The 25,086-nt window shown below is 73.1% G+C and carries 23 protein-coding genes; 12 read left to right on the forward strand and 11 right to left on the reverse strand.

Going from position 1 to position 25,086, the window contains the following annotated elements; genetic code table 11:
• The first annotated feature begins 76 nt into the window (after positions 1-76).
• The 5 genes from ACH4E7_RS00990 (at position 77) to ACH4E7_RS01010 (ending at position 5,405) form a co-directional block, all read left to right on the forward strand.
• On the forward strand, positions 77-1,003 hold the full coding sequence (locus tag ACH4E7_RS00990) for an ABC transporter permease (RefSeq protein WP_396246877.1): 927 nt from the start codon (positions 77-79) through the stop codon (positions 1,001-1,003).
• Between the two features lie 76 nt (positions 1,004-1,079).
• A complete protein-coding gene (locus tag ACH4E7_RS00995; protein ID WP_396247135.1) occupies positions 1,080-1,994 on the forward strand; it encodes an ABC transporter permease in 915 nt (304 codons plus the stop codon).
• 16 nt (positions 1,995-2,010) lie between these two features.
• Positions 2,011-3,063 (forward strand): ABC transporter ATP-binding protein, encoded by a 1,053-nt coding sequence (locus ACH4E7_RS01000; protein ID WP_396246878.1) that lies wholly within the window; start codon positions 2,011-2,013, stop codon positions 3,061-3,063.
• A complete protein-coding gene (locus ACH4E7_RS01005) occupies positions 3,053-4,201 on the forward strand; it encodes an ABC transporter ATP-binding protein (RefSeq protein WP_396246880.1) in 1,149 nt (382 codons plus the stop codon). Before ACH4E7_RS01000 ends, ACH4E7_RS01005 begins: the two co-directional genes overlap by 11 nt.
• 154 nt (positions 4,202-4,355) lie before the next feature.
• Positions 4,356-5,405 carry an ABC transporter ATP-binding protein gene (locus ACH4E7_RS01010; RefSeq protein WP_396246881.1) on the forward strand — a complete coding sequence of 350 codons (1,050 nt, stop codon included), beginning with the start codon at positions 4,356-4,358 and terminating at the stop codon, positions 5,403-5,405.
• Between the two features lie 31 nt (positions 5,406-5,436).
• Here the strand turns inward: ACH4E7_RS01010 and ACH4E7_RS01015 are convergent, their stop codons facing one another.
• The 5 genes from ACH4E7_RS01015 to ACH4E7_RS01035 form a co-directional block, all read right to left on the reverse strand.
• Positions 5,437-7,155 (reverse strand): ABC transporter family substrate-binding protein, encoded by a 1,719-nt coding sequence (locus ACH4E7_RS01015; RefSeq protein ID WP_396246882.1) that lies wholly within the window; start codon positions 7,153-7,155, stop codon positions 5,437-5,439.
• 135 nt (positions 7,156-7,290) lie between these two features.
• On the reverse strand, positions 7,291-9,684 hold the full coding sequence (locus ACH4E7_RS01020; protein WP_396246883.1) for a peptidoglycan binding domain-containing protein: 2,394 nt from the start codon (positions 9,682-9,684) through the stop codon (positions 7,291-7,293).
• Positions 9,685-9,927: 243 nt separating this feature from the next.
• A complete protein-coding gene (locus tag ACH4E7_RS01025) occupies positions 9,928-10,383 on the reverse strand; it encodes a DUF6113 family protein (protein WP_396246884.1) in 456 nt (151 codons plus the stop codon).
• Positions 10,380-11,291: an N-acetyl-1-D-myo-inositol-2-amino-2-deoxy-alpha-D-glucopyranoside deacetylase gene (gene mshB / locus ACH4E7_RS01030; protein ID WP_396246885.1), complete on the reverse strand. Its 912-nt coding sequence runs from the start codon at positions 11,289-11,291 to the stop codon at positions 10,380-10,382. Before mshB ends, ACH4E7_RS01025 begins: the two co-directional genes overlap by 4 nt.
• An 84-nt stretch (positions 11,292-11,375) precedes the next feature.
• Positions 11,376-11,570, reverse strand: a complete 195-nt coding sequence (locus tag ACH4E7_RS01035) for a DUF2304 family protein (protein WP_396246886.1) — start codon at positions 11,568-11,570, stop codon at positions 11,376-11,378.
• A gap of 312 nt (positions 11,571-11,882) precedes the next feature.
• On the opposite strand from ACH4E7_RS01035, the gene ACH4E7_RS01040 reads away from it, so the two are divergent.
• The 4 genes from ACH4E7_RS01040 (at position 11,883) to ACH4E7_RS01055 (ending at position 17,187) form a co-directional block, all read left to right on the forward strand.
• Positions 11,883-14,036, forward strand: a complete 2,154-nt coding sequence (locus ACH4E7_RS01040; protein ID WP_396246887.1) for a prolyl oligopeptidase family serine peptidase — start codon at positions 11,883-11,885, stop codon at positions 14,034-14,036.
• A gap of 198 nt (positions 14,037-14,234) precedes the next feature.
• Entirely contained in the window at positions 14,235-15,200 is a 966-nt protein-coding gene (locus ACH4E7_RS01045; RefSeq protein WP_396246888.1) for an ABC transporter ATP-binding protein, read from the forward strand.
• The gene (locus ACH4E7_RS01050) at positions 15,197-15,919 is read left to right on the forward strand and encodes an ABC transporter permease (RefSeq protein ID WP_396246889.1); all 723 of its coding nucleotides are present in this window, start codon (positions 15,197-15,199) and stop codon (positions 15,917-15,919) included. Before ACH4E7_RS01045 ends, ACH4E7_RS01050 begins: the two co-directional genes overlap by 4 nt.
• A gap of 8 nt (positions 15,920-15,927) precedes the next feature.
• Entirely contained in the window at positions 15,928-17,187 is a 1,260-nt protein-coding gene (locus ACH4E7_RS01055; RefSeq protein ID WP_396246890.1) for a histidine kinase, read from the forward strand.
• 105 nt (positions 17,188-17,292) lie between these two features.
• Here ACH4E7_RS01055 and ACH4E7_RS01060 read toward each other — a convergent pair whose 3' ends face one another.
• Together ACH4E7_RS01060 and ACH4E7_RS01065 are read right to left on the reverse strand one after the other, a co-directional pair.
• Positions 17,293-17,796: a hypothetical protein gene (locus ACH4E7_RS01060; protein WP_396246891.1), complete on the reverse strand. Its 504-nt coding sequence runs from the start codon at positions 17,794-17,796 to the stop codon at positions 17,293-17,295.
• A gap of 30 nt (positions 17,797-17,826) precedes the next feature.
• The gene (locus tag ACH4E7_RS01065; RefSeq protein WP_396246892.1) at positions 17,827-18,324 is read right to left on the reverse strand and encodes a GNAT family N-acetyltransferase; all 498 of its coding nucleotides are present in this window, start codon (positions 18,322-18,324) and stop codon (positions 17,827-17,829) included.
• Between the two features lie 158 nt (positions 18,325-18,482).
• Here ACH4E7_RS01065 and ACH4E7_RS01070 point away from each other — a divergent pair, with 158 nt between their 5' ends.
• Complete coding sequence (locus ACH4E7_RS01070) at positions 18,483-19,112, forward strand: response regulator transcription factor (protein ID WP_396246893.1); 630 nt, start codon at positions 18,483-18,485, stop codon at positions 19,110-19,112.
• Positions 19,113-19,116: 4 nt separating this feature from the next.
• On the opposite strand, the gene ACH4E7_RS01075 is transcribed toward ACH4E7_RS01070, so the two are convergent.
• A complete protein-coding gene (locus tag ACH4E7_RS01075; protein ID WP_396246894.1) occupies positions 19,117-20,025 on the reverse strand; it encodes a transglutaminase family protein in 909 nt (302 codons plus the stop codon).
• A 31-nt stretch (positions 20,026-20,056) separates the two neighbouring features.
• Positions 20,057-21,058, reverse strand: a complete 1,002-nt coding sequence (locus ACH4E7_RS01080) for a GNAT family N-acetyltransferase (protein WP_396246895.1) — start codon at positions 21,056-21,058, stop codon at positions 20,057-20,059.
• A gap of 134 nt (positions 21,059-21,192) precedes the next feature.
• Between ACH4E7_RS01080 and fdxA the strand changes: the two genes are divergently transcribed.
• Both fdxA and dapC read left to right on the forward strand, forming a co-directional pair.
• Positions 21,193-21,519 carry a ferredoxin gene (fdxA, locus tag ACH4E7_RS01085; RefSeq protein WP_350511846.1) on the forward strand — a complete coding sequence of 109 codons (327 nt, stop codon included), beginning with the start codon at positions 21,193-21,195 and terminating at the stop codon, positions 21,517-21,519.
• 20 nt (positions 21,520-21,539) lie between these two features.
• Positions 21,540-22,703, forward strand: coding sequence for a succinyldiaminopimelate transaminase (dapC, locus tag ACH4E7_RS01090; protein ID WP_396246896.1), 1,164 nt, complete (start codon positions 21,540-21,542; stop codon positions 22,701-22,703).
• Between the two features lie 126 nt (positions 22,704-22,829).
• On the opposite strand, the gene ACH4E7_RS01095 is transcribed toward dapC, so the two are convergent.
• A complete protein-coding gene (locus tag ACH4E7_RS01095) occupies positions 22,830-23,639 on the reverse strand; it encodes a hypothetical protein (protein WP_396246897.1) in 810 nt (269 codons plus the stop codon).
• A 309-nt stretch (positions 23,640-23,948) separates the two neighbouring features.
• Positions 23,949-25,016 carry a hypothetical protein gene (locus tag ACH4E7_RS01100; RefSeq protein ID WP_396246898.1) on the reverse strand — a complete coding sequence of 356 codons (1,068 nt, stop codon included), beginning with the start codon at positions 25,014-25,016 and terminating at the stop codon, positions 23,949-23,951.
• Between the last annotated feature and the right edge of the window lie 70 nt (positions 25,017-25,086).

The raw sequence follows: 25,086 nt of genomic DNA on the forward strand, positions 1-25,086 counted from the left end.
CCGCACGGAGGGCGGGGCCCGGTCTCTCGGCCGACCGGCCGCAACCGGTCGGGCACCAAGGAAGGAGGAGGCTCGGATGGGCAGCTACGTACTGCGGCGGGTGCTGCAGATGATCCCGGTGTTCTTCGGCACCACGTTGCTGATCTTCCTGATGGTCTACACGCTGCCGGGTGACCCGGTGGTCGCGCTGTTCGGCGAGAAGGCCGCCGACCCGGCCGTGGTGGCCAGCATCAAGCACAAGTACTACCTGGACCAGCCGGTCTGGAAGCAGTACCTGCACTACATGGGGAACCTCTTCCAGGGCGACTTCGGCACCAGCTTCACGGGCCGCCCGGTCTCCGACATCATGGCCGACGCCTTTCCGGTCACCATCCGGCTGGCGCTGCTGGCCTTCACCTTCGAGGTGGTCCTGGGCCTGGCCTTCGGCCTGCTCTCGGGCCTGCGGCGCGGCAGCGTCCAGGACACCCTGGTGCTCCTCCTCACCCTGGTGGTGATCTCGATCCCGGTCTTCGTGCTGGCGTACATCGCGCAGACGATCTTCGCCACGAACCTCGGCTGGGTGACCCCGACGGTGCAGGACTCCACAGACCTCTCCCAACTGCTCCTGCCCGCGATCGTGCTGGGTTCGCTCTCGCTCGCGTTCGTGGCCCGGCTCACCCGGACCTCCATCGGCGAGAACCTGCGGGCCGACTACATGCGCACGGCGGTCGCCAAGGGCCTGCCCCGGCGCACCATCGTCTCCCGCCACCTGCTGCGCAACTCGCTGATCCCGGTGATCACCTTCCTCGGCACCGACCTCGGCGCGCTGATGGGCGGCGCGATCGTCACCGAGGGCATCTTCAACGTGCAGGGCGTCGGCAACGTCCTGTACCGGGCGATCAACACGAAGGAAGGCCCGACCGTGGTCGGCATCGTGACCGTCCTAGTGATCATCTACCTGGTCGCCAGCCTGCTCGTCGACCTGCTCTACGCGGTCCTGGACCCGAGGATCCGCTATGCCTGACATCCACGACGAGGACTCGTACGAGCCGCACCCCAAGCCCGGCGTCTCGCGCCTCGACTACGCCGGGGAACAAGGCATGGCGGTCGAGCAGGAGACCCTGGTCGAGCGCGACGTGGAGAAGCGCGAGGAGGCCCGGAGCCTGTGGGCCGACGCCTGGCGGGACCTGCGCCGGCGGCCGATCTTCCTGCTCTCGGTCGCGCTGATCGTGCTGCTGGTGCTCATGGCGATCTTCCCCTGGGCCTTCACCGACGCCAACCCGCGCAAGGCCGATCTGGTGCACGACTACCTCAAGCGGCCGGACTGGACGGACTTCTTCGGCGCCGGCTGGTTCGGTTACGACGCGCAGGGCCGCTCGATCTACGCCCGGGTGGTGTACGGCGCCCGCGCCTCGATCACCGTCGGCATCTTCGTGACCGCCGCGGTCACCGTGCTCGGCGGGCTGACCGGCATGATCGCCGGGTACTTCGGCGGCGGCGTGGACGCGGTGATCTCCCGGATCATCGACATCTTCTTCGGCATCCCGCTGCTGCTCGGCGCCCTGGTGCTGCTGAACGCGTTCACCGTCCGCACGGTGTGGACCGTGGTCCTCGCGCTGGCCGTGCTCGGCTGGACCCAGATCGCCCGCGTCATGCGCGGCGCGGTGCTGACCGTCAAACAGGCCGACTACGTGGTGGCGGGGCGGGCGCTCGGCGCCGGGACGGGGCGGCTGATGTTCCGGCACATCCTGCCGAACGCGATCGCCCCGGTGATCGTGGTGGCGACCATCGCGCTCGGCGGCTACATCGCGACCGAGGCGACGCTGAGCTTCCTCGGCATCGGCCTGCAGGAGCCGACCATCTCCTGGGGCATCGACATCTCCTCCGCCCAGAAGGTGATCCGGACGGCCCCGTACGTGCTGTTCTTCCCGGCCGCGGCGCTCTCCGTCACCGTGCTGGCCTTCATCATGATGGGCGACGCGGTGCGCGACGCCCTCGACCCGAAGCTTCGCTGAGCGAGGGGAGCGCATCGTGACTACAGCTGTGGACACCACCAAGCGCGAGCGGGAGGCGCCGTACGAGGGGCCGCTGCTCGACGTACGGGACCTGCACGTCGAGTTCGTCACCCGGGACGGCGTGGCCCGGGCCGTCAACGGGGTCAACTACAGCGTCCGGGCGGGGGAGACGCTGGCGGTGCTCGGCGAGTCCGGCTCCGGCAAGTCGGTGACGGCGCAGGCGATCATGGGCATCCTGGACATGCCGCCGGCCCGGATCCCGCGCGGCGAGATCCGCTTCCGCGGCCGGGACATGCTGAAGATGGGCAAGGACGAGCGGCGGAGGATCCGTGGCCAGCGGATCGCGATGATCTTCCAGGACGCGCTGTCCGCCCTCAACCCGGTGCTCAACGTGGGCTTCCAGCTCGGCGAGATGTTCCGGGCCCACAGGGGCGTCTCCCGCGCGGAGGCCAAGGCGAAGGCCGTCGAGCTGATGGATCGGGTACGCATCCCGGCGGCCAAGCAACGGGTGAACGACTACCCGCACCAGTTCTCCGGCGGCATGCGCCAGCGCATCATGATCGCGATGGCGCTGGCCCTGGAGCCGGACCTGATCATCGCGGACGAGCCGACCACCGCGCTGGACGTGACCGTGCAGGCCCAGGTGATGGACCTGCTGGCCGAACTCCAGGCCGAGTTCCACATGGGCCTGATCCTGATCACCCACGACCTCGGCGTGGTCGCCGACGTCGCGGACAAGATCGCGGTGATGTACGCGGGTCGGATCGTCGAGACCGCCCCGGTGCACGAGCTCTACGCCCGGCCCGCGCACCCGTACACCAGGGGACTGCTGGACTCCATTCCGCGGCTGGACCAGAAGGGCCAGGAGCTCTACGCCATCAAGGGCCTGCCGCCCAACCTGCTGCGGATCCCCGCGGGCTGCGCGTTCAACCCGCGCTGCCCCCGGGCGCAGGACATCTGCCGGGCCGAGGTGCCGGAGCTCTTCCCGGTCGCCGAGGAGGACGGCACGCCGCTGGAGGGGCGCGGTAGCGCCTGCTTCTTCTGGAAGGAGACCCTCCATGACCGGTAACGGGGCCAGCGCACTGGGCGCGGTGGTGCCGGAGGAAGCCGCGTTCAACCAGGAGGTGCCGCGCGGTGAGCCGATCCTCGAGGTGCGGGAGCTGGTCAAGCACTTCCCGCTCACCAAGGGCGTGCTGTTCAAGAAGCAGGTCGGCGCGGTCAAGGCGGTGGACGGGGTCGGCTTCGACCTGATGCAGGGTGAGACGCTCGGCATCGTCGGCGAGTCCGGCTGCGGGAAGTCCACGCTGGCCAAGGTGCTGATGAACCTGGAGCCGGCCACCGGCGGCTCGGTCCGGTACAAGGGGGAGGAGATCTCCCGGCTGTCCGGCTCCGCGCTGAAGGCCGTCCGGCGCAACATCCAGATGGTGTTCCAGGACCCGTACACCTCGCTCAACCCGCGGATGACGGTCGGCGACATCATCGGGGAGCCGTTCGAGATCCACCCGGAGGTGGCGCCGAAGGGCGACCGCCGCAAGGCCGTTCAGGACCTGCTGGACGTGGTCGGGCTCAATCCCGAGTACATCAACCGGTATCCGCACCAGTTCTCTGGCGGCCAGCGCCAACGCATCGGCATCGCACGGGGGTTGGCGCTCAAGCCGGAGATCATCATCTGCGACGAGCCGGTCTCGGCGCTGGACGTGTCGGTGCAGGCGCAGGTGATCAACCTGCTGGAGCGGCTGCAGGGCGAGTTCAACCTGTCGTACATGTTCATCGCGCACGACCTCTCCATCGTCCGGCACATCTCGGACCGGGTGGGGGTGATGTACCTGGGGAAGATGGTCGAGATCGGCAGTGACGCGGAGATCTACGACCACGCGACCCACCCGTACACCCAGGCGCTGCTGTCCGCCGTACCGGTGCCGGACCCGACGGCGCGCGAGTCCCGGGACCGGATCGTGCTCACCGGGGACGTGCCCTCGCCGGCCAACCCGCCGTCGGGGTGCCGGTTCCGCACCCGGTGCTGGAAGGCGCAGGAGCGCTGCGCGGTGGAGATCCCGCTGCTCGCCGCGCCGGGCTGGCTGAAGGGCGCGGCGTTCCACGACTCGGCTTGTCACTTCGCGGCGGAGCGCGAGATCGGGCACAGTGCGGCGGAGCGCGAGATCGGGCCGGGCGCCGTCGAGCGGGAGGACGGGCCGGGCGACAGCTGACCCGGTCGTCCTCAGGGCGCGTCCTCGGAACGAGGGCGCGCCCGGTGCCGTGATGGAACCGAGATCTGCGGCGCTCTCCCCAAGTGTGCTCCGGTCATTGATAGTTGCTAGGCGCCTATCGATGGTCGCTGCTGCGCTGAGGAGGGCTGCTCACATGGACGCGGTGGAGGTGGTCGGCGGCGGTCGGGCGAGCCTGGTGCCCGGGACCCCGTTGCTGGAGGTCGAGGACCTGCACGTCGAGTTCCACACCCAGGACGGTGTGGCCAGGGCCGTCAACGGGGTGAGCTACTCGGTGGCGGCGGGGGAGACGCTGGCGGTGCTGGGCGAGTCCGGCTCCGGCAAGTCGGTGACGGCGCAGGCGATCATGGGCATCCTGGACGTGCCACCCGGGAAGATCACCTCGGGGCGGATCCTGTTCCGCGGCGAGGACCTGCTGACCATGCCCCCCAAGGCCCGGCGGGCCGTCCGTGGCCAGCGGATCGCGATGATCTTCCAGGACGCGCTGTCCGCCCTCAACCCGGTGCTCAGCGTGGGCTACCAGCTCGGTGAGATGTTCCGGGTGCACCAGGGGCTCTCCCGCAAGGAGGCCCGGGAGAAGGCCGTCGAGCTGATGGACCGGGTGCGCATCCCCGCCGCCCGGCAGCGGGTCGGCGACTTCCCGCACCAGTTCTCCGGCGGCATGCGCCAGCGCATCATGATCGCCATGGCGCTCTCGCTGGAGCCCGACCTGATCATCGCCGACGAGCCCACCACCGCCCTGGACGTGACCGTGCAGGCCCAGGTGATGGACCTGCTGGCCGACCTCCAGGCCGAGTTCAACATGGGCCTGATCCTGATCACCCACGACCTGGGCGTGGTCGCCGACGTGGCCGACGAGATCGCCGTGATGTACGCCGGTCGGATCGTCGAGACCGCGCCTGTCCGCGAGCTGTACGCGCGCCCGGCCCACCCGTACACCCGGGGACTGTTGGACTCCATTCCGCGGCTGGACCAGAAGGGCCGGAACCTGCACGCCATCAAGGGCCTGCCGCCCAGCCTGCTGCGGATCCCGCAGGGCTGCGCCTTCAATCCGCGCTGTGACCGGGTGCAGGACCGCTGCCTGGCCGAACTCCCGCCGCTGGTACCGGTGGTGGACGAGGAGGGCGCCGAGCTTCCGGGTCGGCGCAGCGCCTGCCACTACTGGCGGGAGACGCTGCACGGCTGACCGTCGCCGGCCGACCCGGCGTCAGGCGTCCCTACTTGGTGAAGCCGACGTTCTCCCAGGCGATGTCGGACAGTCCCTGCGCGCCGATGTTGGCCAGGTCGGCGCGGGCGCCGTACAGCTGCGGGCGCTGGTAGAGCGGCAGCACGCCGGCCACCTTCCACAGCTCGCCGTCGGCCTGGTTGATCGCCTCGGAGGCGGTCGCGGCGTCGGTCGCGGCGGCGGCCCGGTCGAGGGCGGCGTCCGCGGCCGGGCTGCCGGCGCCGACGTGGTTGGCGCCGCCGTTCTGGGCGAAGCCGGCCCGGCTGCCGCTGGCCGGGAACGGGGTGCCGAGCAGGGCGTAGGCGGCCAGGTCGAAGTCGTTGTGGTCGATGTACTTGTCGAAGAACTCGTTGGCGGCGGCGGTCACCGTGGTGACCTTGATCCCGACGTCCTTGAGCATCTTGGTGACGCCGGTCGCCTCGTTCTGGGCCACCGCGACCCCGGCCGGGACGATCATCCGCAGGTTCAGCTCATGGCCGTCCTTCTTGCGGACGTCGCCGTCGAGCTTCCAGCCGGCGGCGTCCAGCTTGCGGGCGGCCTCGGCGGGGTCGAAGCGGGACAGGCCGAGGGAGTTGTCCCGGTAGCCGTTCTGGTTGGCGGCCAGCAGGTGGTTGTTGAGCGGGACGCCGGGCCAGTCCAGGCCGTTGAGGTCGGAGCGGATCAGCGCGTCCCGGTTGATGGCCTGGAACACGGCCTGGCGGACGGACGGGTCGCTGAGCGCCGGGGTACGGGCGTTCAGGGTGATCTGCCGGAAGTCCGGCCCGCCGGCCCGGCGGACGGCCGCGCCCTTGGTGTTCTTGATGACCTGGTAGCCGGCCAGGTCGGGGCCGTTGTTGAAGAGGTCGATCTCGCCCTTGGCGAAGGCGGCGCCCATCGCGTCCGGCATCATGGCGTGGAAGACGATCCGGTCCAGCATCGGCTTGTCGCCCCACCAGGTGGGGTCGGCGACCAGGGTGACGGTCTGCGCGGCACGGTCCAGCGTCTCGACCTTGAACGGGCCGGCGGTGAGCGGGATCGCGTCCAGGTAGGCCGAGTTGAACAGGTCCGGGGTGGCGACCTTGGCGGCCGGCAGCAGCGGGGCGTTGGCGGCGCCGTTGAACATCGACTGCCACTCGGAGAACGGCCGGTCGAAGGTCATCACGGCCTGGAAGTCGTCCTTGCCCCGCTCGACCGAGGAGACCAGCTCGAAGCCGGTGCTGCTGGAGGGCCGGTAGGCCGGGTCCTTGCCGTTCAGCGCGCGCCAGTTCGCCTCGATGTCGCGCCAGGTGATCGGGGTGCCGTCGGACCAGTGGGCCTTCGGGTTGAGGGTCCAGGTGACCACCTGCCGGCCGTCCTTGATGTCGGCGTGCGCGTCCTGCAGGTAGGCCGGGTTGACGGTCTGGGTGCCGGCCGCGTCCGAGCGGAAGAACGTCGGCAGCAGCGGCTTGGTGACGGCGATGGTCGAGGACTCGCTGCCGTCGGTGTGGATCGGCGACCACTGGTGGGAGAACTGGGTGATCGCCAGGTTCAGGGTGCCGCCCTGGCGCAGCTGGCTGCGGTCGTGCTGGTTGATGTCGATCGAGGTGAGCTTGGGCACCCCGGCGGCGCTCGGCATCGCGTCCGCGGCGGCGCCGCCCTGCCCGGAGGAGCAGGAGCAGAGCGTGAGCGAGAGGGTCAGGACGGCGAGACCGGCGAGCGGTGCCGTCCGGTGGTGCTGGAGGCGGCGGCCCATCGGCGTGGCTCCCGGGGTTGCTGTGACGGAAGGTGTGGCGTCACATCTTGCTGACCGGGAGGGGGAGTTGTCGAGGGGCGGGGCCGCCTGCCGTCATCGCGGCAGCGGGCCCGCCCCTCGTTCGTGTCCGGTCCGTCAGGCGGCGGGGAACTTGAAGGTGCGGTCCTTGTCGCCGGTCTTGTCGAACAGCGAGGCGACGGCGTCCGCGACGTCCTGCGGGGTGAGCGTGCCGGACTGGCCGTTCTTCTTGACCTTCACCTTGTCGAACACGCCGTTCAGCTGGGAGTTCAGCGCGTCGAGGTCCCACTTGGGCACGATCTTGCCGGAGGCGTCCGGAACCAGCGTGAGCGCCTTGGAGGCGGTCTTGCCGCCGAAGTCCCAGGGCTTGGTGCCGGCCACGATGTGGATCTTGCCGTTGGTGACCTGCTTGCCGAGGCTGTCCGCGGCGGCCTGCAGGGCCTGGGTGGAGACCTTGGGCTGGGCGGCCGTGACGGCGAGTGCGATCGGCTGGTCGGGCTTGCCGGCGGCGCGGTCGCGGTAGGCCTGCTCGACCACGTCCAGGGCGGCGTTGGAGTCCACCGCCTGGCCGGCCTTGCCGGGGACCACGACCGGGTCGCCGTTGTCGGCGAACTTGACGTAGCCCTCCTGCAGGCCCTGGCCCGAGCCGGCCGCCAGCGAGTCCAGCGCGGCCTTGAGCTTGGCCCGGTCGACCCGGACCTCCGGTGCGACCGCCTTGCTGCCGCCCTGGAGCGACTTGATGACGTCGACCGGGTTGTAGCTGTGCGCGGCGAGGCCGTCCACGGTGGCCGTGGTGTCGAAGCTCAGTCCGGCGACCGTCGGGTCGAGGTTGACGGTCTGGTCGCCGATCTTCAGCTTGAGCGGCTGCTGCCCGGCCTTGCCGACCGAGTCGTCCAGCGAGTGGATCGCCTGGTCGCGGCTGTTGCCGCCGATGTCGGTGCCGAGCACCACGGTGCCCTTGGGGACGTCCGACTGGTTCAGCATCAGGCCGGTGCCGTACGCGGCGGCGCCGAGGAAGAGCACACCGCCGATCGCGTAGACGCCGAGCTTGGCCAGCTTCTTGGTGCCGCCGCCCTTGGCCTTGCCCTTGCCCTTGGCGGGGGCGGCGGGCTCGCTCTTGGCCGGAGCCGGGGCGGGCGCGGGGGCGGACTGCCCGGCGGGACCGGGCGGGACGGGACCGCCCGGAGCACCCGGACCGGGCCGGGTCGCCTCGGGGCCCGGGGTCGGCAGCGGGGTGACCGCGGTGGTCTCCGGGTCGCGCCCGGCCTGCCGGGGACCGCCCGGGGCGGGCTGCGGCGCGCCCGGGAAGAGCCCGCCGGGGGCCGCCGGGGCGCCGAAGGCGTCCTGGCCGGGGGCGGCCGGACGCTGGGTGGCGAACGGGTCGGCGCCGGTCGGGGCCGAGGCGAACAGGCCCGGCTGCGGACGGGCGTCGGCGCCGCGCGGGGCGCCGTTCCGGGGCAGGCCGGGTATGGCGGCCGGCGGCGGGGTGTTCTCCCGGATCGGCGCGAAGCCGTCCATGGAGGTGTCCTCCGCGCTGGGCTCGGCGGCCGGGCCCTGCGGGCGGCCGTTCAGCCCCGGCGCGCCCTGCGGGCCGTTCTGCTGCCGCCGGTTCGGCCGGGGGCCGTTCGGCTGGTCCGGCCGGTTCGACTGGGGCGCGTCCTGCCGGGCCGCGTTCGGCTGCGGGGCCTGCGGCTGGCGGCGGCCGCCGCGCGGGCCGCGCGCACCGGCGGCGGGGCCGGTCGGGGCGAACGGGTCGGCGACCGGCGCGAAGGGGTCGGCGGCCTCGTACACGCCGGGCTCCTCGGCCGGCGTCTCGACGCCGTACGGCGAAGCGGGCGCGGGAGCGGCCTGGTTCGGCGACTTGCCCGGGGCGGGCACCGGGCGGCCGTTCGGACGGGCCGCAGCGGCGGCCGCGGCCGGTCGGGCACCGTTCGGGGCGCCCTGCGGACGGGCCTCGGCGACGGTGCCGGGCGCGACCGCGGCCTCCGGCGCGCTCGGGGCGCCGGCCGGCACGGCGGCCGGGGCGGGCTCGGCGGCCTTCTTCTGCCGCGGCCGGAACCAGGCGCCGGTGGACTCGGACTCGGAGGTCGCCGGCGGGATCGGCGGGATCTGCCACTCCGGCGGCAGGTTCGGCGGGGTGGCCGTGCCGCCGCCGTCCATCACGCCGAGGACGGGCGAGGCGGGCGCGGAGCGGTGCCGCGGGCCGCCCGGCTCGGCGGCGGCCGGGGCCTGGTCGCCCGGGCCGTCCTCGTTCTTGACGGCGCTGCGGACGACGACCGGCGGGATCGGGCGCGAGCCGGGGATGTTGATCCGGACCCGGGTGGTCAAGGTGGTCTCGGTCTTCGGACCGTCGTCCTCGCCGCCCGACGCGGTGCCGTGGTCGGCACCGGCCGCGGCCCGGTCGCCGCCGGGGAGGCCCGGGGTGCCGTAGGGCGGCGTGCCCGACGGGTAGGCGTCCGGACCCGTACGCCGGGGCGTCGGGTTGGCGTTGTCAGATTCGCGGCTGCTCAATGCTGCTCTGCTCCGGGTTCGCGGGCGGGCCGTGCGGCGCGACCGCGGTTCGTGGTCGCCGGGCCTCGGGCGGGCGGGCGGCGGTCGGGGACGTCGTACTGCGGGACCACCATACTGGGAAGAACTGAGCGGTGAACGGCTACGGACAGATCCTGATACGTCCGGTTCCTCCGGTATGAGAGTACGGCCGTGTGGCCCTGACTGCGCGTCGTACGCGGTACCGTACGCCGTTCGCGGGCCGGGTCAGCGCGGGGGGTTGGGCACCCCGGGCAGCCAGCTGTTCCGGGTGGGCAGGGTGGCGCAGATCACGCCCAGGACCGAGCCGGCGAACAGCCAGGCCAGCGAGGTGGGGTTGGACCACAGCACGTTGTCGCCCTCCGGCCGGGGCACCATCATCAGCAGCATCGCCAGGAACCAGCCGGCCGCGGGCATCGCGGCGCCGAGCCGGGTGCCGGTGATCCGCAGGCCCGCGTAGAAGGTCGCGGCGCTCGCGGCGAGCGCCAGCAGAACTCCCACCGGCGGCCACAGGGCCTGCACAAAGGATCCGCAGATCGACACCGCGATGCCCAGCAGGAAGAACAGGACATACACCGCGATCCGGGCGGCGCGCGGGGGTTGAGGCTCGGCCAGCCGCTCCTTCTGGGTGCCGAGGACGGCGGCCGCGAACGAGCGGCGCGGCGGCGTGGCGGGCGCGGTCATCGGGCGCTCTCCTCAGTGGCGGTCGCGGTGACGTGGTCCAGGCCCTCGAACAGGTCGCGCTCGGGCCGCTCCGGCCCGGCCTGGCCGTGCACCAGCTGGTAGTACTCGGTGGCGAACAGCGGCTGGCCGAGGTCGTTGGAGAGCGCGAAGAAGGCGCCGTCCACGGTGATCTGGGTGGCGTGTGCGGCCATCGCGGCGGCCTTGTGGCCGACGTACGCGGCGCCGTCCAGCACCGTGGTGACCGCCCCGTCGGCGACCACCCCGGGCACGTCGGCGGGCTGGGCGACGCCGGGGAAGGACGCCTCGGCGGCGGCCGCGGCGAGCCCGGCCTCGATCACCGAGCGGGGCATCCGGTTCCAGTACACCTTGGCGATCCGCCAGGCCCCGCCCAGCTCCGGGCGGTGCGCCGGGTCGGCGGCCAGCTCGTACGCGCGCATCGCGACCCGGTGCGCCTGGATGTGGTCCGGGTGCCCGTAGCCGCCGTTCTCGTCGTAGGTGACCAGCACCTGCGGCCGCACCTCGCGGATGACCGCGACCAGGTGGCCGGCCGCCTCGTCCACGTCGGCCCGCCAGAAGCAGCCGGGGACGTCGTTGTCGGGCACGCCCATCATCCCGGAGTCGCGATAGCGCCCCGGGCCGCCGAGGAAGCGGAAGTCGGTGACGCCGAGGGCGCGCATCGCCTCGGTCAACTCGCCGATCCGGTACGCGCCGAGGGCGTCCTCCCGATCGGCCGTCAGATGGGCCAGCCCCGGCGGGATCACCTCGCCGCCCTCGCCGAGGGTGCAGGTCACCAGCGTCACCCGGGCGCCCTCGGCGGCGTACCGGGCCATGGTGGCGCCGTTGCCGATCGACTCGTCGTCGGGATGGGCGTGGACCAGGAGGAGGCTGCGGCCGGTAGTCGCGGTCATGGGAGGAAGCCTAACCACCGGCCGGAGGGCGGGCCCCGCAGGGACGAGTTCGGCGGCAGGCCCTTGCCCACCGGCCGGAGGGTGCTAGAGCTTCAGGCCGTTGATCATTCCGGCGAGGTTGCTGGTGACCTGGGTGATCGACGGGGCGATCGAGCTGGAGGCCAGGTAGAAGCCGAGCAGTGCGCAGACGATGGCGTGCGCCAGCTTCAGGCTGGAGCGGCGGATCAGCACCACCACGATCGTCAGCATCAGCACGACTGCGGAGATGTTCATGGCCATGTCGGCTCATGCCCCTTCTCGGGCGCCGACCCCCCGGGGAGGGCGGCGGTGGGACCGTACGGGAATCGGGGTCGGGTGACCGGGGGTCGGGACGGGCCCGACGATCACTCGCCCGACCAGTCATACCCGATGGGTAAGGGGAGCATTACATTCAGTGAGCCCACGCGTGCCGGGGCGTCGGGGCGCTCCCGGGGCGCATGGGCCGGTCGGAGGGGGTTTGGACCCCTTTAGGGCGTACTTGGGAACGATGCTCCGAACGAGTGATCACCAGTCACCCGGCAGTGAGAGTCCGCCGTCGTAGGGTCTGGTGCCATGACCTCCCACACCCCTGCGGACACCTTCCCCCGGCAGTACGCGCGGACCCTGCGCTACACCGTCGGCGCGCCCCGCTCCTTCTCCGTCGCACCGGACGGCTCGCGGGTCGTCTTCCTCCGCTCGCTCTCGGGCAGCGACCGGGCCAACCTGCTCTGGACCCTCGACACCGCGACCGGCGAGGAGCGGATCGCCGCCGACCCGGCCGTCCTGCTCGGCGGCGGCGAGGAGGACCTCTCGCCGGCCGAGAAGGCCCGTCGCGAGCGCAGCCGCGAGGGCTCGGCCGGCATCGTCGGCTACGCCCTGGACGCGGACGGCCGACTGGCCGCCTTCGCGCTGTCCGGCCGGCTGTTCACCGCCGACCTGGCCACCGGCGCCACCGCCGAACTGCCGGCCCGCGGACCGCTGTTGGACCCGCGGCTCTCCCCGGACGGCTCACACGTCGCCTATGCCAACACCGTCGGTGAGCTGCGGCTGACCCGCACCGACGGCGGTGGCGACCGGGCGCTCGCCGAGCCGGACGGCCCGAACGTCACCTGGGGGCAGGCCGAGTTCATCGCCCAGGAGGAGATGGACCGCGACCGCGGCTTCTGGTGGTCCCCGGAGAGCGACCGGCTGCTGGTCGAGCGCGCCGACGACGGCCCGGTGCGTCGCTGGTGGATCGCCGACCCGGCCAATCCGGACCGCGAGCCCGCCGAGGTCGCCTACCCGGCGGCCGGCACCGCCAACGCCGAGGTCGGCCTCTGGGTGCTCGACCTGCACGGCGGGCGCACCGAGGTGTCCTGGGACCGCGAGGCCTTCCCGTACCTGGCCCGGGTGCACTGGTCCAAGGGCGGCGTGCCGCTGCTGCTGGTCGAGTCCCGCGACCAGCGCGCACAGCGCATCCTCGGCCTGGACGTGGCCACCGGCGCCACCGAGGTGCTGTTCGAGGAGCGCGACGACGCCTGGCTGGAGGCTTTCCCGGGCGTCCCGGCCTGGACCCCGGACGGCAAGCTGGTCCGGATCTCCGACGAGGGCGGCGTGCGGGCGCTGGTGGTCGGCGACCAGGCCGTCACCGGGGCCGACCTGCACGTCCGGTCGGTCATCGCGGTCACCGAGGAGGAGGTGTTCTTCAGCGCCTCCGGCGGTGCCGGGGAGACCGACCCCGAGCCCGGCTGGATCGCCGTCGGCCGGATCAGCCACGACGGCAAGCGGCTGGCCTGGGAGTCTTCCAACGGCCGTCCGTTCACCTCCGTCACCAGCGCGGTGCACGCGGGCGGGATCACCGTCCGGGCCACCGCCGAGCCCGACCTGCCCGGCACCCTGGTCCAGGTCGCCCGCGACCTGCCGGAGGGCGTGGTGGTCGACGATGTCGCCGTCATCGCCTCCCACGCCGAGACCCCGGTCATCACCGCCCGCCCGGTCTTCCGCTTCGCCGGCGAGCGCCGCGTCCCGGCCGCCGTCTTCCTGCCCACCGGCTACGACCGCGAGCGCGACGGCCTGCTGCCCGTCCTGATGGACCCGTACGGCGGCCCGCACGGCCAGCGCGTCGTCCAGGCGCACAACCCGCACCTCAACTCGCAGTGGTTCGCCGACCAGGGCTTCGCGGTGATCGTCGCCGACGGCCGCGGCACCCCCGGGCGCGGGCCGGCCTGGGAGAAGTCGATCGCCTTCGACTTCGCCGGGGCCACCCTGGACGACCAGGTGGACGCGCTCCAGGCGCTCGCCGGGGAGTTCCCGCTCGACCTCGACCGGGTCGCCATCCGCGGCTGGTCGTACGGCGGCTACCTCGCCGCGCTCGCGGTGCTGCGCCGCCCGGACGTGTTCCACGCGGCGGTGGCCGGGGCGCCGGTGACCGACTGGGAGCTGTACGACACCCACTACACCGAGCGCTACCTGGGCCACCCGGCCGAGCGGCCCGAGGTGTACCGGGCGAACTCGCTGAACGGCTACGCGGCCGGGCTGGAGCGCCCGCTGATGATCATTCACGGCCTCGCGGACGACAACGTGGTGGCCGCCCACACCCTGCGGCTCTCCTCGGCACTGCTCGCGGCCGGCCGCCCGCACACCGTGCTGCCGCTGTCGGGCGTCACCCACATGACCCCGCAGGAGGAGGTCGCGGAGAACCTGCTGCTGCTCCAGGTCGACTTCGTGAAGCGCTCGCTGGGGCTGTAGAGCCCTTCTGACCAGCGGATTCGGCGGCCGGTCCCCCTTCTGTCCCCTCGGGTGTGACGGGGGTACCGGCCGCCGGCATGACATCCGTCATGCCGAAGGCACGACGGCCGACACTGCCGTCGGCCCCCGCCCGCGCGGGACTCTGAGGTGGTGCGGACAGCGCCGCACGCGACACCTTCAGGGGAGAGGAGCGGGGCGATGGGGACCGAGGTGGCCGCCTTCCGAGGCGTCGGCAAGAGCTACGGGCGGGTGCGCGCCGTGGACGGACTGGACCTCGTGCTGCGGCCGGGCGAGACCGTCGCCCTGCTCGGCCCGAACGGCGCCGGGAAGTCCACCAGCCTGGACCTGCTGCTCGGCCTGCGCGAGCCCGACCAGGGCAGCGTCACGCTGTTCGGCGGCACCCCGCGGGAGGCGATCGCGGCCGGCCGGGTCGGCGCGATGCTGCAGAGCGGCGGGCTGATGACCGACGTCAAGGTCCGCGAGCTGGTCGAGCTCGCCTGCAAGGTGCACCCGAGCGGTCGGTCGGTCACGGGGGTGCTGACCGACGCCGGGATCACCGAGATCGCCGACCGCCGGGTCGACAAGCTGTCCGGCGGCCAGGAGCAGCGGGTCCGCTTCGCCCTGGCGATCGCGGGCGAGAGCGACCTGATCGTGCTCGACGAGCCCACCACCGGCATGGACGTCAGCGTCCGGCAGGCGTTCTGGGTGAGCATGCGGGCGCAGGCCGACGCCGGTCGCACGGTGCTGTTCGCCACCCACTACCTGGAGGAGGCCGACTCGATCGCCGACCGCGTCCTGGTGCTGCACCGGGGCCGGCTGATCGCCGACGGCAGCTCCGCGGAGATCAAGGCGCGCGCCGGGGCCCGCCGGATCGCCTTCGAACTCCATGACGCCGACTTCGCCCCGGCCGCCGGCCAGTTCGAGGAGGCCGTGCTGCGCGCGCTGCCGGGCGTCCAGTCGCTGGACGTCACCGCGAGGGTCCCGGGGGTGCGGACGGTGCGGATCCGCACCGCGGACGCCGACGCGAGCGTGGCCGGCATCTACCGGGCGGGGCTGTACCCGCGCGGGCTGGAGGTCGCCGGGGTCGGCCTGGAGCAGGCCTTCCTGACCATCACGGGCGAGCTGGACCGCGAGGCCGGCGCCGAGAAGGAGAGCGTGCGATGACCACCCTGATCAAGCTGGAGATCCTGCGGACCCTCCGCAACCGGCGCTACCTGCTCTTCACCATCGCCTACCCGGCGCTGATGTACTTCTTCTTCATCCACGCCTACAGCTCCGACAAGCTGGCCGGCGGCCTGCCGGTGAAGACGTACTTCATGGTCTCGATGGCCACCTTCGGCGCGGTCGGCGCGGTCCTCACCGGCAGCGCGCAGCGGATCTCGCTGGAGCGCAAGAGCGGCTGGGTGCGCCAGTTGCGGCTGACCGCGCTGCCGGGCCGGGCGTACACCTTCGGCAAGATCGGCGCGAGCGCGGTGACCACACTGCCGGCGATCCTGGTGGTCTTCGCGGTCGGCGCGAGCCAGGGCGTCGAGCTCGGCGCGGTGCAGTGGATCGGGCTGGCGGCCGCGCTGTGGCTGGGTAGCTTCGTCTTCGCCGCGCTCGGGGTGGCGCTCGGCTACGCGGCGGCGCCGGACTCGGTGCAGACCATCGTGATGATCACGTACATGCTGATGTCGCTGTTCGGCGGCACCTGGTTCCCGGTGAGCGGCTCGCTGGAGACGTACGCCCGGTTCAACCCGGTGTACCTGTACAACAAGCTGGCCGGCTTCACCCAGCCCGGGCACTCCCTGGACACCGTCGCGGTCGCCGGGCTGGCCGTCTTCCTCGCGGTGTTCGTGGCCGCTGCCGCGGCCCTGTACCGCCGTGACACCCGCCAGGCATGATGATCGACATGAGTGACGCGCGCCGGACCCACCGCACCGACGAGCGGCCGGAGGCGGGTGTGGCGCGGGTGTCGTTCATGAACGTCCCCGGAGCCCCGGCGGAGACCCGGCGGCAGCTGCTGGTCAAGGTCGCCTGGATGCTGCTGTGGATGTTCTACCTGGTCTACCCGGCGGGCAACCTGCTGAACAGGAACCACAGCCCGGCGGCCCAGGTGCTCGGCTGGTGCTGCCTGGGCGCGTTCGTGGCGGCGTACATCCTGCTGGTGATCTTCCGTTCGCAGGCGGGGATGCGGCCGCGGGCCTGCCAGGTGATCGTCGGGACGATGGTCGCGCTCGCGGCCACCGCCCCCTTCATCCTCGGCGAAGCCTTCCTGACCCTCTTCATCTACGCCTCGGTGTGCGTCGCGATCATCACACCGGCGAACTACGCGCTGGCCGCCCTCGGCGGCATGGCCGGGCTCGCCGCCGTGGTCGGCCTGCTGATCCACGCCAGTGCGGACAACATCACCACCTTCGCCCTCACCGCCTTCCTCTCCGGCGTCGCGATGACCGGCCTGCAGCGGCTGGTCGCCACCATGAAGGAGCTGCGCGAGGCCCGCGCGGCCGTCGCCCACCTGGCCGCCTCCGAGGAACGGCTGCGGCTCGCCCGCGACCTGCACGACCTGCTCGGGCACTCGCTCTCGCTGATCACCCTGAAGAGCGAGCTGGCCGGGCGGTTCATGGACGCCGGCAAGGACGAGGCGGCGCGGGCTCAGGTCGCCGACATCGAACAGGTCGCCCGCCAGTCGCTGATCGACGTCCGGGAGGCCGTCACCGGCTTCCGCCGTCCGACCCTGCCGGTCGAGCTCGCCGCCGCCCGGACCGCCCTGGCCGCCGCGCAGGTGCGGCTGGAGGCCGCTCCGGAGTTGGTGGACGCCTGGCCGTCGCTGGCCAACGAGGAGGCCGGCGCGCTGGCGTGGGCGCTGCGCGAGGCCGTCACCAACATCGTCCGGCACGGCGAGGGCGCCACCGTCTGCACGGTGACGGCGGACGAGAGCTGGGAGACGAGGGGCGAGCGGTACGCCGTCCTGGAGATCACCGACGACGGGCGGGGGCCGGGCAAGTCCCAGCCGGGCAACGGGCTGTCCGGGCTGGAGGAGCGGCTGGCGCTGGTCGGCGGGCGGCTGGAGACCGGGCCGGGGGAGCGCGGGAAGGGCTTCAGGATGCGGGCCTCGGTGCCGCTGCGGACGGTGCCGGCGGCGGCCCCGGAGTCCTCGAAGGTGGGCTAGGGATCCTCAAGGGCGCCGCTGGGACGAGCGCGGCCCCTACCGGGACTCCGGTACGAGTGACCGCACCCACGCGGGCCTCGTTCCGGCCGGTGCGGGTGCGTGCACTCAGGCGACCGCCGTGGGGAGTCGGCCCCGCCGGCCTCCCTCCCCGCACTCCCACTGTTCGCCGAGACGGCGGTACCACCACGCGTCCGAATAGCGGCGGTCGGCGAAGGGATCGGGCAGGGTGCGACGGAGGTAGGCCGCGTCCAGGGGGCGGATGAGTCGGGAGAGTTCGGCCCGCGGCCCCGGTGGAAGAGCGGACAGCACCTCGTCCAGGACGTCGCGGGCGTGCCGGACGTCGTCGAACGAGCAGCCACGGCAGCCGCACGCGGACGGGCTCGGGTAGCGCGGGCGGGTGCCCGGCGGGTCGAGGAACAGGCGGTACCGCCACAGGGCGATCGCCGTGGCGCCGGGGAACGCGTAGTACGAGGTGGTCAGTCGCTCGTACCGGTGGACGGCGAGGCTGGTCGAGGTCGAGAGCCCGCGAATCCGGACCGGCGCAGCGGTGTCCCAGCGGCGGGCGCGATCGACGTGGGCGCGCAAGGCGCCGGGCCGCTTACGCGGCATCGGCCTTTCGGTAGGTCGTCATGCCCGCCATCATGCCAGTCCCACCCGGTCCAGGTCCCGGTGATAGCGCAGGGCGGGGCGCTCGCCGAGGAGGAAGTCCCCGGTGACCGCGAACCCGTTGCGGGTGAGGACGGCCTGGGAGGCGGGGTTGTCGAGGGTGGTGGCGGCGGTCAGGGACCGAAGGCCGTAGGCGGTGGCGGCGAGGCGGCAGAGCTCGGCGACGGCGGCGGTGGCGAGGCCCCGACCGGCGGCGGATTCGGCGATGCGGTAGCCGAGTTCGGCGCCGCCGTCGACGAGGTCGACCAGGTTGATCCGGCCGACCAGGGCGCCGTCGGCGTCCAGGATGACGTGGAACCGGCAGGTTCCGGCCGCCTGTTCGGCGAGGAGGGCGGCGTGGCGGGCCGGGAACTCGGCGAAGTAGGCGTCACCCCGGTCGGGGACGGTACGGGCGAACCAGGCCCGGTTGGCGCGTTCGAAGGCGAGCAGGGCGTCGGCGTGGTCGGGGCGGAGGGGCTCCAGGGTCGGCATCCGGCCAGTCTGCTGCGCAGGGCCTCGGTGAACCACCCGAATACCTTCCGCAGGCTCGCCCGCACCGGCCGGCCGTCCACGGGCGCCGCGGTACGGTCTCCCCCCCCCCCGCCGGAGACTCAAGCCCGTTTCCTGACAGGCCCTCTAAGGTCATGGCCATGGGTACCACAGAGAACAGCCCCTCGATCCGCGTGCTGCTCGCCGAGGACCAGGGCATGGTCCGCGAGGCGCTGGCGGCGTTGCTCGGGCTGGAGGGGGACATCGACGTCGTCGCGCAGGTGGGCCGCGGGGACGAGGTGGTGGCGGCGGTGCTGGGGAACGACGTGCAGGTCGCCGTGCTGGACATCGAGATGCCGGGCATGACGGGCATCGAGGCGGCCGCCGAGCTGCGCCGCCGAGCGCCCCGGACGAAGGTGGTCATCGCGACGACCTTCGGCCGCCCCGGCTATCTGCGCCGGGCGATGGAGTCCGGTGCGGACGCCTTCCTGGTGAAGGACGCGCCCGCCTCGGAGCTCGCCGAGGCGATCCGCCGGGTGCTGCGCGGTGAGCGGGTGATCGACCCGGTGCTGGCGGCGGCCGCGCTGGCCGAGGGTGCCAACCCGCTGACCCCGCGCGAGCGGGACGTCCTGGGCGCGGCCGCCGACGGGGCGGTGAACGCGGACATCGCCAAGCGGCTGCACCTGTCGGAGGGGACGGTCCGCAACTACCTCTCGATGGCGATCCAGAAGACCGAGGCCCGCAACCGCACCGAGGCGGTCCGGATCGCCCGCGAGAAGGGCTGGCTGTAAGCCGTTAGTTGAGCCGGTGCCGGGCCGCCCGGGCCTCCTGGCGGACCTTGGCGGCGCCGTCCGGGTCGAAGGCGTCCAGGATCTGCGCGTAGGCGTCCATCTCCGCCGATCCGCCGAGGAAGTCCCCCATCCGCACCAGGAGTTCGGCCCGCTCCAGGCGCAGCTGGGCGGGGTGCCGGGGGAGCAGCAGGGCGAGCTCGGCGGCCCACAGCTGGGTGCGGGCGTGCTCGGGGCGGTCGGCGGCCCAGACCCGGATGTTGCCGAGCACCCGCAGCACGATGTCCAGCGGCTGGGCCGGGGTGAGCAGGTCGGGGGTGAAGTCGTGCCCGGCGGCGGCGACCAACTGCTCGACGTCGGCGGGGTCGAGCAGCCGGCCGCCGTGGAAGGGGTCGGCGAGCACGTACTCCTCGCCGCCGGCCGGGCCGCCGACCGCGACGATGAAGTGGCCGGGCAGCGCGATGCCGTGGACGGTGAGTCCGGCCCGCCGCCCGACCGCCATCCACACCAGCGAGAGCATGATCGGCAGCCCGCGCCGCCGCCGCAGCACGTCCGGCAGCAGCGAGGACTCCAGCCGCCGGTAGTCGGACTGCCGCCCGTGGAACCGCTCCCGCCCGCCGAGGACGGCGGCGAGCAGGGCGGCGGTCTCCTCCGGCCCGGACGGCGAGCGTTCGGCCACGGCGAGCCGTACCGCCGCCGCGTGCCGGTCCAGCGCGGCCTCGCAGGCGGCGAGCAGGGCGTCCACGCCGGGCGGCTCGCCCGGGTCGCCCGGGTCGAGGACCGGGCCGTGTTCGGCGGCGGCGAGTACGCAGAGCAGCACCGGGTCGGGCTGATCGGCGCGGGCGGCGGTCCGGAAGCGGTCTCTGCTCTGCTCGGTCACGGTGACGACGACGGCCTTCGTACGACGGACGGACAAGCGGACAAACAAGGGCGTAACGGTCGGGCGGCTACCCCTGGGGCACGGGTGCGTAGTGGTAAGTGTGACTGGTCGTGAAGCCGAGTCCGTCATAGAGCGCGATCGCCCCGTCGTTGCCGGCCTCGACCTGCAGGTACGCGCCGCTCGCGCCCTCCTCGGCCGCCCGGGCGGCGAGCACCGCCATGACCGTCGTCGCCAGCCCCGCCCGCCGGGCGTACGGCTGGACCTCGATCGCGCCGAAGCAGGCCCAGGGCCCGTCGATGACACAGCGCCCGATCGCCAGCGGTGGCTGCCCGGGGGCTCCCGGCACGGTGGCGAACCAGACCGACGGGCCACCGTGCAGCACCCACCGGGCCGCCTCCCGCACCGCCGGGTCCTCGCTCAGCCGCCCGTACAGCGACATCCACTCCGCGTCCGCCGTCCGTGAGAGCCGCACCCTGTCGTGCCCGGAGCCGGCCCGCGCCACCCCGGCCAGCGGCGCCGTGCGCACCAGGGTCGGTGAGCGCAGCGGGCCCAGCAGCGCCCGCAGTTCGTCCGCCGCCCCGGGCGTGACCACCTCGACCAGGGCGGGCAGGCCGCGCGCCGCGTACCAGTCCCGGACGGCGGCCAGCGCCCGCGGCAGCGGCAGCCCCGGGTCCCCGAGTGCCTGGACGGAGTTGGCCCGCTGGGTGAACCCGGCGGCGGCCCGCAGCGTCCACTCGCCGAGCGCCTCCTGCTCGACCCCGGGCCAGCCGCGCCCGGCGATCCGCTGCAGCTCGACGGGCGTGGCGTCCGGACGTGCCGCGCGCCGGGCCGGGAACAGCGGGACGGTCTTGCCCGCGACCAGCAGTTTCTCCGGGAAGGAGACCGGCTCCCCCGAGCGCGGTACGATCACGAGTCCTTGATCGTCCCAGGATGTGAGCACGCCGATCACATCGCGGAACACCGGGCGGCCGTCCACGAACTCCGACACGCGACGCGCGGACACGCGTCGCCCCACGTCAGAGCGATCTATCCGGACTTCCGGACGGCTCTCCAGCGGGTCCCGAGTCATGATCCGGCCACCTCCTGTGCATTTGCGGTCTCAGACCCGCGATACTAGGGGCGGGCATCGACGACGCCGCGCTCACCGCGCACGCGAGCAGAACAGAACGGGCCGCCAGGGCCCTTCCGAGGAGGAACGACAGCGTGACCTACGTCATCGCGCAGCCTTGTGTCGACGTGAAGGACAAGGCGTGCATCGAAGAGTGCCCGGTTGACTGCATCTACGAGGGCAGCCGTTCCCTCTACATCCACCCGGATGAGTGTGTCGACTGTGGCGCTTGTGAGCCGGTCTGCCCGGTCGAGGCGATCTTCTACGAGGACGACACTCCGGAGGAGTGGAAGGACTACTACAAGGCGAACGTCGAGTTCTTCGACGACCTGGGCTCGCCCGGTGGCGCCTCGAAGCTCGGCCTGATCGAGCGGGACCACCCGTTCATCGCCGCTCTGCCGCCGCAGAACGCCGACCACTGACGATCGGTGGCTACTGAGCTGTGAACACGAACAGCACGCGCGCGCCGTTCCCGGGCCACCCGGGGGCGGCGCGCCGCGTTTCGGACAGGCTCCCGGTGTTCCCCTGGGACAAGCTGGAGCCCTACAAGGCCACCGCGCTCGCCCACCCCGGCGGTCTCTGCGACTTCTCGGTCGGCACCCCCGTCGACCCGGTCCCCGAGGTGATCCAGAAGGCGCTGGCCGCCCACACCGACACGCCCGGCTACCCGACCGTCTGGGGGCCGCTGGAGCTGCGCGAGGCGATCGCCGGCTGGCTGCACCGCCGCTGCGGCGCGCGGATCGGCCCGCAGGCCGTCCTGCCGACCGTCGGCTCCAAGGAGCTGGTGGCCTGGCTGCCGACCCAGCTCGGCCTCGGCCCGGGCGACCAGGTCGCCTACCCGCGGCTGGCCTACCCGACCTACGAGGTGGGCGCCCGGCTGTGCGGCGCCGAGCCGGTCGCGTACGACTCGGTGGACGAGCTGGACGGCTCCCGGGTGCGCCTGCTCTGGGTGAACTCGCCGTCCAACCCGACCGGCCGGGTGCTCGGGAAGGACGAGCTGCGCCGCGCCGTCGAGTGGGCCCGGGAGCACCGGGTGCTGCTGGTCAGCGACGAGTGCTACCTGGAGCTGGGCTGGGAGGCCGACCCGGTCTCCGTCCTGCACCCGGACGTCTGCGGGGACCCCGGCGACGGAACGCAGCACGAGGGCCTGCTGGCCGTCCACTCGCTCTCCAAGCGCTCCAACCTGGCCGGCTACCGCGCCTCCTTCGTGGCGGGCGACCCGGTGGTGGTCAAGGAGCTGCTGGAGGTGCGCAAGCACGGCGGCATGATCGTGCCGGCGCCGGTCCAGGCGGCGACGGTCGCGGCCCTGGCGGACGACGCGCACGTGGCCGAGCAGCGGGAGCGGTACGCGGCCCGGCGCTCGGCGCTGCGGGCGGCGCTGGAGGCGTACGGCTTCCGGGTCGAGCACTCCGAGGCGAGCCTCTACCTGTGGGCGACCCAGGACCGCCCGTGCTGGGAGACCGTGGCCGAACTGGCCCGGCTGGGCATCCTGGTGGCGCCCGGCGACTTCTACGGGCCGGCCGGCGAACGCTTCGTCCGGGTCGCCTTCACCGCGACCGACGAGCGGGTCGCCGCGGCCGTCGAGCGGCTGAACGCGGCGCGCTGACGACACGCCGGAGGGGCCGGTGTTCCGAGTGGAACACCGGCCCCTCCGCCGTGGGGGTCGGAGCGTGTCCTGCGGATCTCCGCCGGGTCCGACAAGACCCGCACGACACGCCCCGGCGCGTCGGGACTACAGCGGCAGGCCGCTGATGCCGCCGCCGTTCGCGCCGCCCAGCAGGCCGCCGACCGGGCCGAGCGCGCCGGTCAGGCCGGAGAGCGGGTTGTTCGGGCCGAGGTCGGCGCCGCCGAGGCGGTTCGCCGAGCCGTGCTCCGCGAGGCCCAGGACGTCGGTGCCGGGCAGGTCGCCGGGCAGGGCGTGCTCGACCGAGCCGACCGGCAGCGCGCGCTCCACCGAGCCGACCGGCAGCGCGTCGGTGACGGCGTTGGTGCCGGGGACGGCGCCGGAGAGCTTGTCGGCGCCGGGCAGCGCCTGGGCGACGGCGCCCGCCTGGCCGAGCCCGCCGACCGGGCCGGCGCCGGCGTTGGCGCTGCGGGTGCCCACACCCATGCCCTTGCCGGTGACGGCCTCGCCGAGCTTGCCGGTCAGCCCCGAGGCGACCTTCGGGGTGACGGAGGAGAGCTGGCCGGTGGTGGCGGCGGTCTGGTCGACCGGGGCGGTCAGCGAGCCGGCCTTCTCGTTCGCCGCGGGGAACTGGTGGGCGACGATGTCGCCGGCGGTGTCGGCGGAGGCCGGCACACCCGCGGCGACGGTGGCCGCGCCGGTGGTGCCGGCGGCGTGGCCGAGCTGGTGGGTGGTGTGCTGCAGGGTGGAACCGGTGTCGGTGTTGGTCAGCTGGCCCAGCGGCGCCGCGAGGTCGCTCTTGGGAAGCAGGGCGTCCCCGCCCAGGGCGGACGCGGAGCCGGCCGCGACCAGCGGGGTCGCTCCGGCGGCCACGACGAGCGCGGCCTGGGCGATCCGGCGCGTGAGGGGGTGAGACATGGGGCTCCTCGAAGGGGTCTGGGTCCGTCCCGTCCACCGGGTGGACGACCGGGCCTGGACGGGACCGGGCGGACGAGGTTGTTACCGCTTGAGAAGCCAGAAGGTTTCGGCCGGTGCAAGGAAAGTTCCCGACCGACCATCGGATCGTATGACCACGGCGGCGGGGTTCACCGGGCCCCGCCGCGCACCGTCGAATCGGCCCCGGCCATGGGAAGTGACGGTTCTCCACCCGGGTTCGCCGGAACGGGCGGTCAGTCCACCGGAGTTGACGGGAATCACCCGTTCGGCGGCAACCCGTACATCAGTGCGTCAGCTCTTGTCGTACGGGGCCAGGGTGACCTGAACGAGCTTGGTCGACGTCCCCGAGGTCTGGGTCTGCCAGCCGTCCTCGGACTTGGTCTTGCGCCAGATCTTCCCGTCGTAGGCCACCGTGGCGATGCCCAGCTGCTGGGCCTGCGCGATCGCCCAGTGGGCCACCTCCCAGCCGCTGGCCCGCTCCGCGCTCGCCCCGGCGTCGGCCCCGGCGTCGGCCGAGGAGGTCAGCGCGGCGGCGGCCGGGTCCGGGGTCAGCGAGACCGCGTTCTCGGCACCCTTGATCGTCGAGGTGTAGCCGGTGGCCGGGGTCACGGTCCGGCCGAACTCCCGGCGCACCCGGTCGGACAGCACCTGGGCACGGTCCGGCTGCGCGGCCGGGGTCGCCGTGGCGCCCGCGGTCGGCGACGGCGAGTCGGCCGGGTCCGGCTTGGCGTAGTCGTGCACCACGCAGCTGAAGGAGCCCGGCTCACGCCCGGCCAGCGCCGAGGTCAGCAGGGTCGCCTTGGTCTCGTGCTTGGCGTACGCCTGCGGGTAGCCGCTCTTCTGCACCGCCTGGGCCGCGTCGGTCAGCGGCATCCGGGTGTAGCCGTTGACCTTGACCAGACCGTCCAGGAACTTGTTGGTCGCGTACACCGGGTCAGCGATCTGCGCCGGGGTGCCCCAGCCCATCGAGGGCCGCTGCTGGAACAGACCGATCGAGTCCCGGTCACCGCCCGCGAGGTTGCGCAGCTTGGACTCCTGCATGGCGGTCGCCAGCGAGATCGCGGTCGCCCGGTCCGGCAGCCCGCGTGAACGCGCCACCGCGGCGATCGTCGCGGCGTTGGCGGCCTGCGGCAGCTCCAGCGTGCCGCTGCCGGCCGCGGTCTTCACCGAGCACTCCTCCGAGACGCCCGGCCGGAACCCGAACCACCAGATCCCGACCACCGCCAGGCCCGCGACCATCGCCAGGCCGAGCAGCCCGACCAGCACGAGCAACAGCGCGCGCACCGGGCCGCGGCGGCGGGGCGCCGCTTCGTCGCCCAGCTCCTCGCCCAGCTCCTCGCTGTTCCTTTTCCTGGCCACCGTCGCCCCTCTCGCGCCCGCCATCTTGATCCGACACCGTACCCACTCGGACGGATGTGCGGCGTACTCC

It is taken from the genome of Kitasatospora sp. NPDC018058, assembly GCF_044327205.1.
GTDB lineage: Bacteria > Actinomycetota > Actinomycetes > Streptomycetales > Streptomycetaceae > Kitasatospora.

What these genes read in the sequence shown, in the direction of transcription:
- ACH4E7_RS00990 (WP_396246877.1), top strand. Translation starts at nt 77, where the DNA reads ATGGGCAGCTACGTACTGCGGCGGGTGCTGCAGATGATCCCGGTGTTC.
- ACH4E7_RS00995 (WP_396247135.1), top strand. Translation starts at nt 1,080, where the DNA reads ATGGCGGTCGAGCAGGAGACCCTGGTCGAGCGCGACGTGGAGAAGCGC.
- ACH4E7_RS01005 (WP_396246880.1), top strand. Translation starts at nt 3,053, where the DNA reads ATGACCGGTAACGGGGCCAGCGCACTGGGCGCGGTGGTGCCGGAGGAA.
- ACH4E7_RS01010 (WP_396246881.1), top strand. Translation starts at nt 4,356, where the DNA reads ATGGACGCGGTGGAGGTGGTCGGCGGCGGTCGGGCGAGCCTGGTGCCC.
- ACH4E7_RS01015 (WP_396246882.1), bottom strand. Translation starts at nt 7,155, where the DNA reads ATGGGCCGCCGCCTCCAGCACCACCGGACGGCACCGCTCGCCGGTCTC.
- ACH4E7_RS01025 (WP_396246884.1), bottom strand. Translation starts at nt 10,383, where the DNA reads ATGACCGCGCCCGCCACGCCGCCGCGCCGCTCGTTCGCGGCCGCCGTC.
- mshB (WP_396246885.1), bottom strand. Translation starts at nt 11,291, where the DNA reads ATGACCGCGACTACCGGCCGCAGCCTCCTCCTGGTCCACGCCCATCCC.
- ACH4E7_RS01035 (WP_396246886.1), bottom strand. Translation starts at nt 11,570, where the DNA reads ATGGCCATGAACATCTCCGCAGTCGTGCTGATGCTGACGATCGTGGTG.
- ACH4E7_RS01040 (WP_396246887.1), top strand. Translation starts at nt 11,883, where the DNA reads ATGACCTCCCACACCCCTGCGGACACCTTCCCCCGGCAGTACGCGCGG.
- ACH4E7_RS01045 (WP_396246888.1), top strand. Translation starts at nt 14,235, where the DNA reads ATGGGGACCGAGGTGGCCGCCTTCCGAGGCGTCGGCAAGAGCTACGGG.
- ACH4E7_RS01050 (WP_396246889.1), top strand. Translation starts at nt 15,197, where the DNA reads ATGACCACCCTGATCAAGCTGGAGATCCTGCGGACCCTCCGCAACCGG.
- ACH4E7_RS01055 (WP_396246890.1), top strand. Translation starts at nt 15,928, where the DNA reads ATGAGTGACGCGCGCCGGACCCACCGCACCGACGAGCGGCCGGAGGCG.
- ACH4E7_RS01060 (WP_396246891.1), bottom strand. Translation starts at nt 17,796, where the DNA reads ATGCCGCGTAAGCGGCCCGGCGCCTTGCGCGCCCACGTCGATCGCGCC.
- ACH4E7_RS01065 (WP_396246892.1), bottom strand. Translation starts at nt 18,324, where the DNA reads ATGCCGACCCTGGAGCCCCTCCGCCCCGACCACGCCGACGCCCTGCTC.
- ACH4E7_RS01070 (WP_396246893.1), top strand. Translation starts at nt 18,483, where the DNA reads ATGGGTACCACAGAGAACAGCCCCTCGATCCGCGTGCTGCTCGCCGAG.
- ACH4E7_RS01080 (WP_396246895.1), bottom strand. Translation starts at nt 21,058, where the DNA reads ATGACTCGGGACCCGCTGGAGAGCCGTCCGGAAGTCCGGATAGATCGC.
- ACH4E7_RS01095 (WP_396246897.1), bottom strand. Translation starts at nt 23,639, where the DNA reads ATGTCTCACCCCCTCACGCGCCGGATCGCCCAGGCCGCGCTCGTCGTG.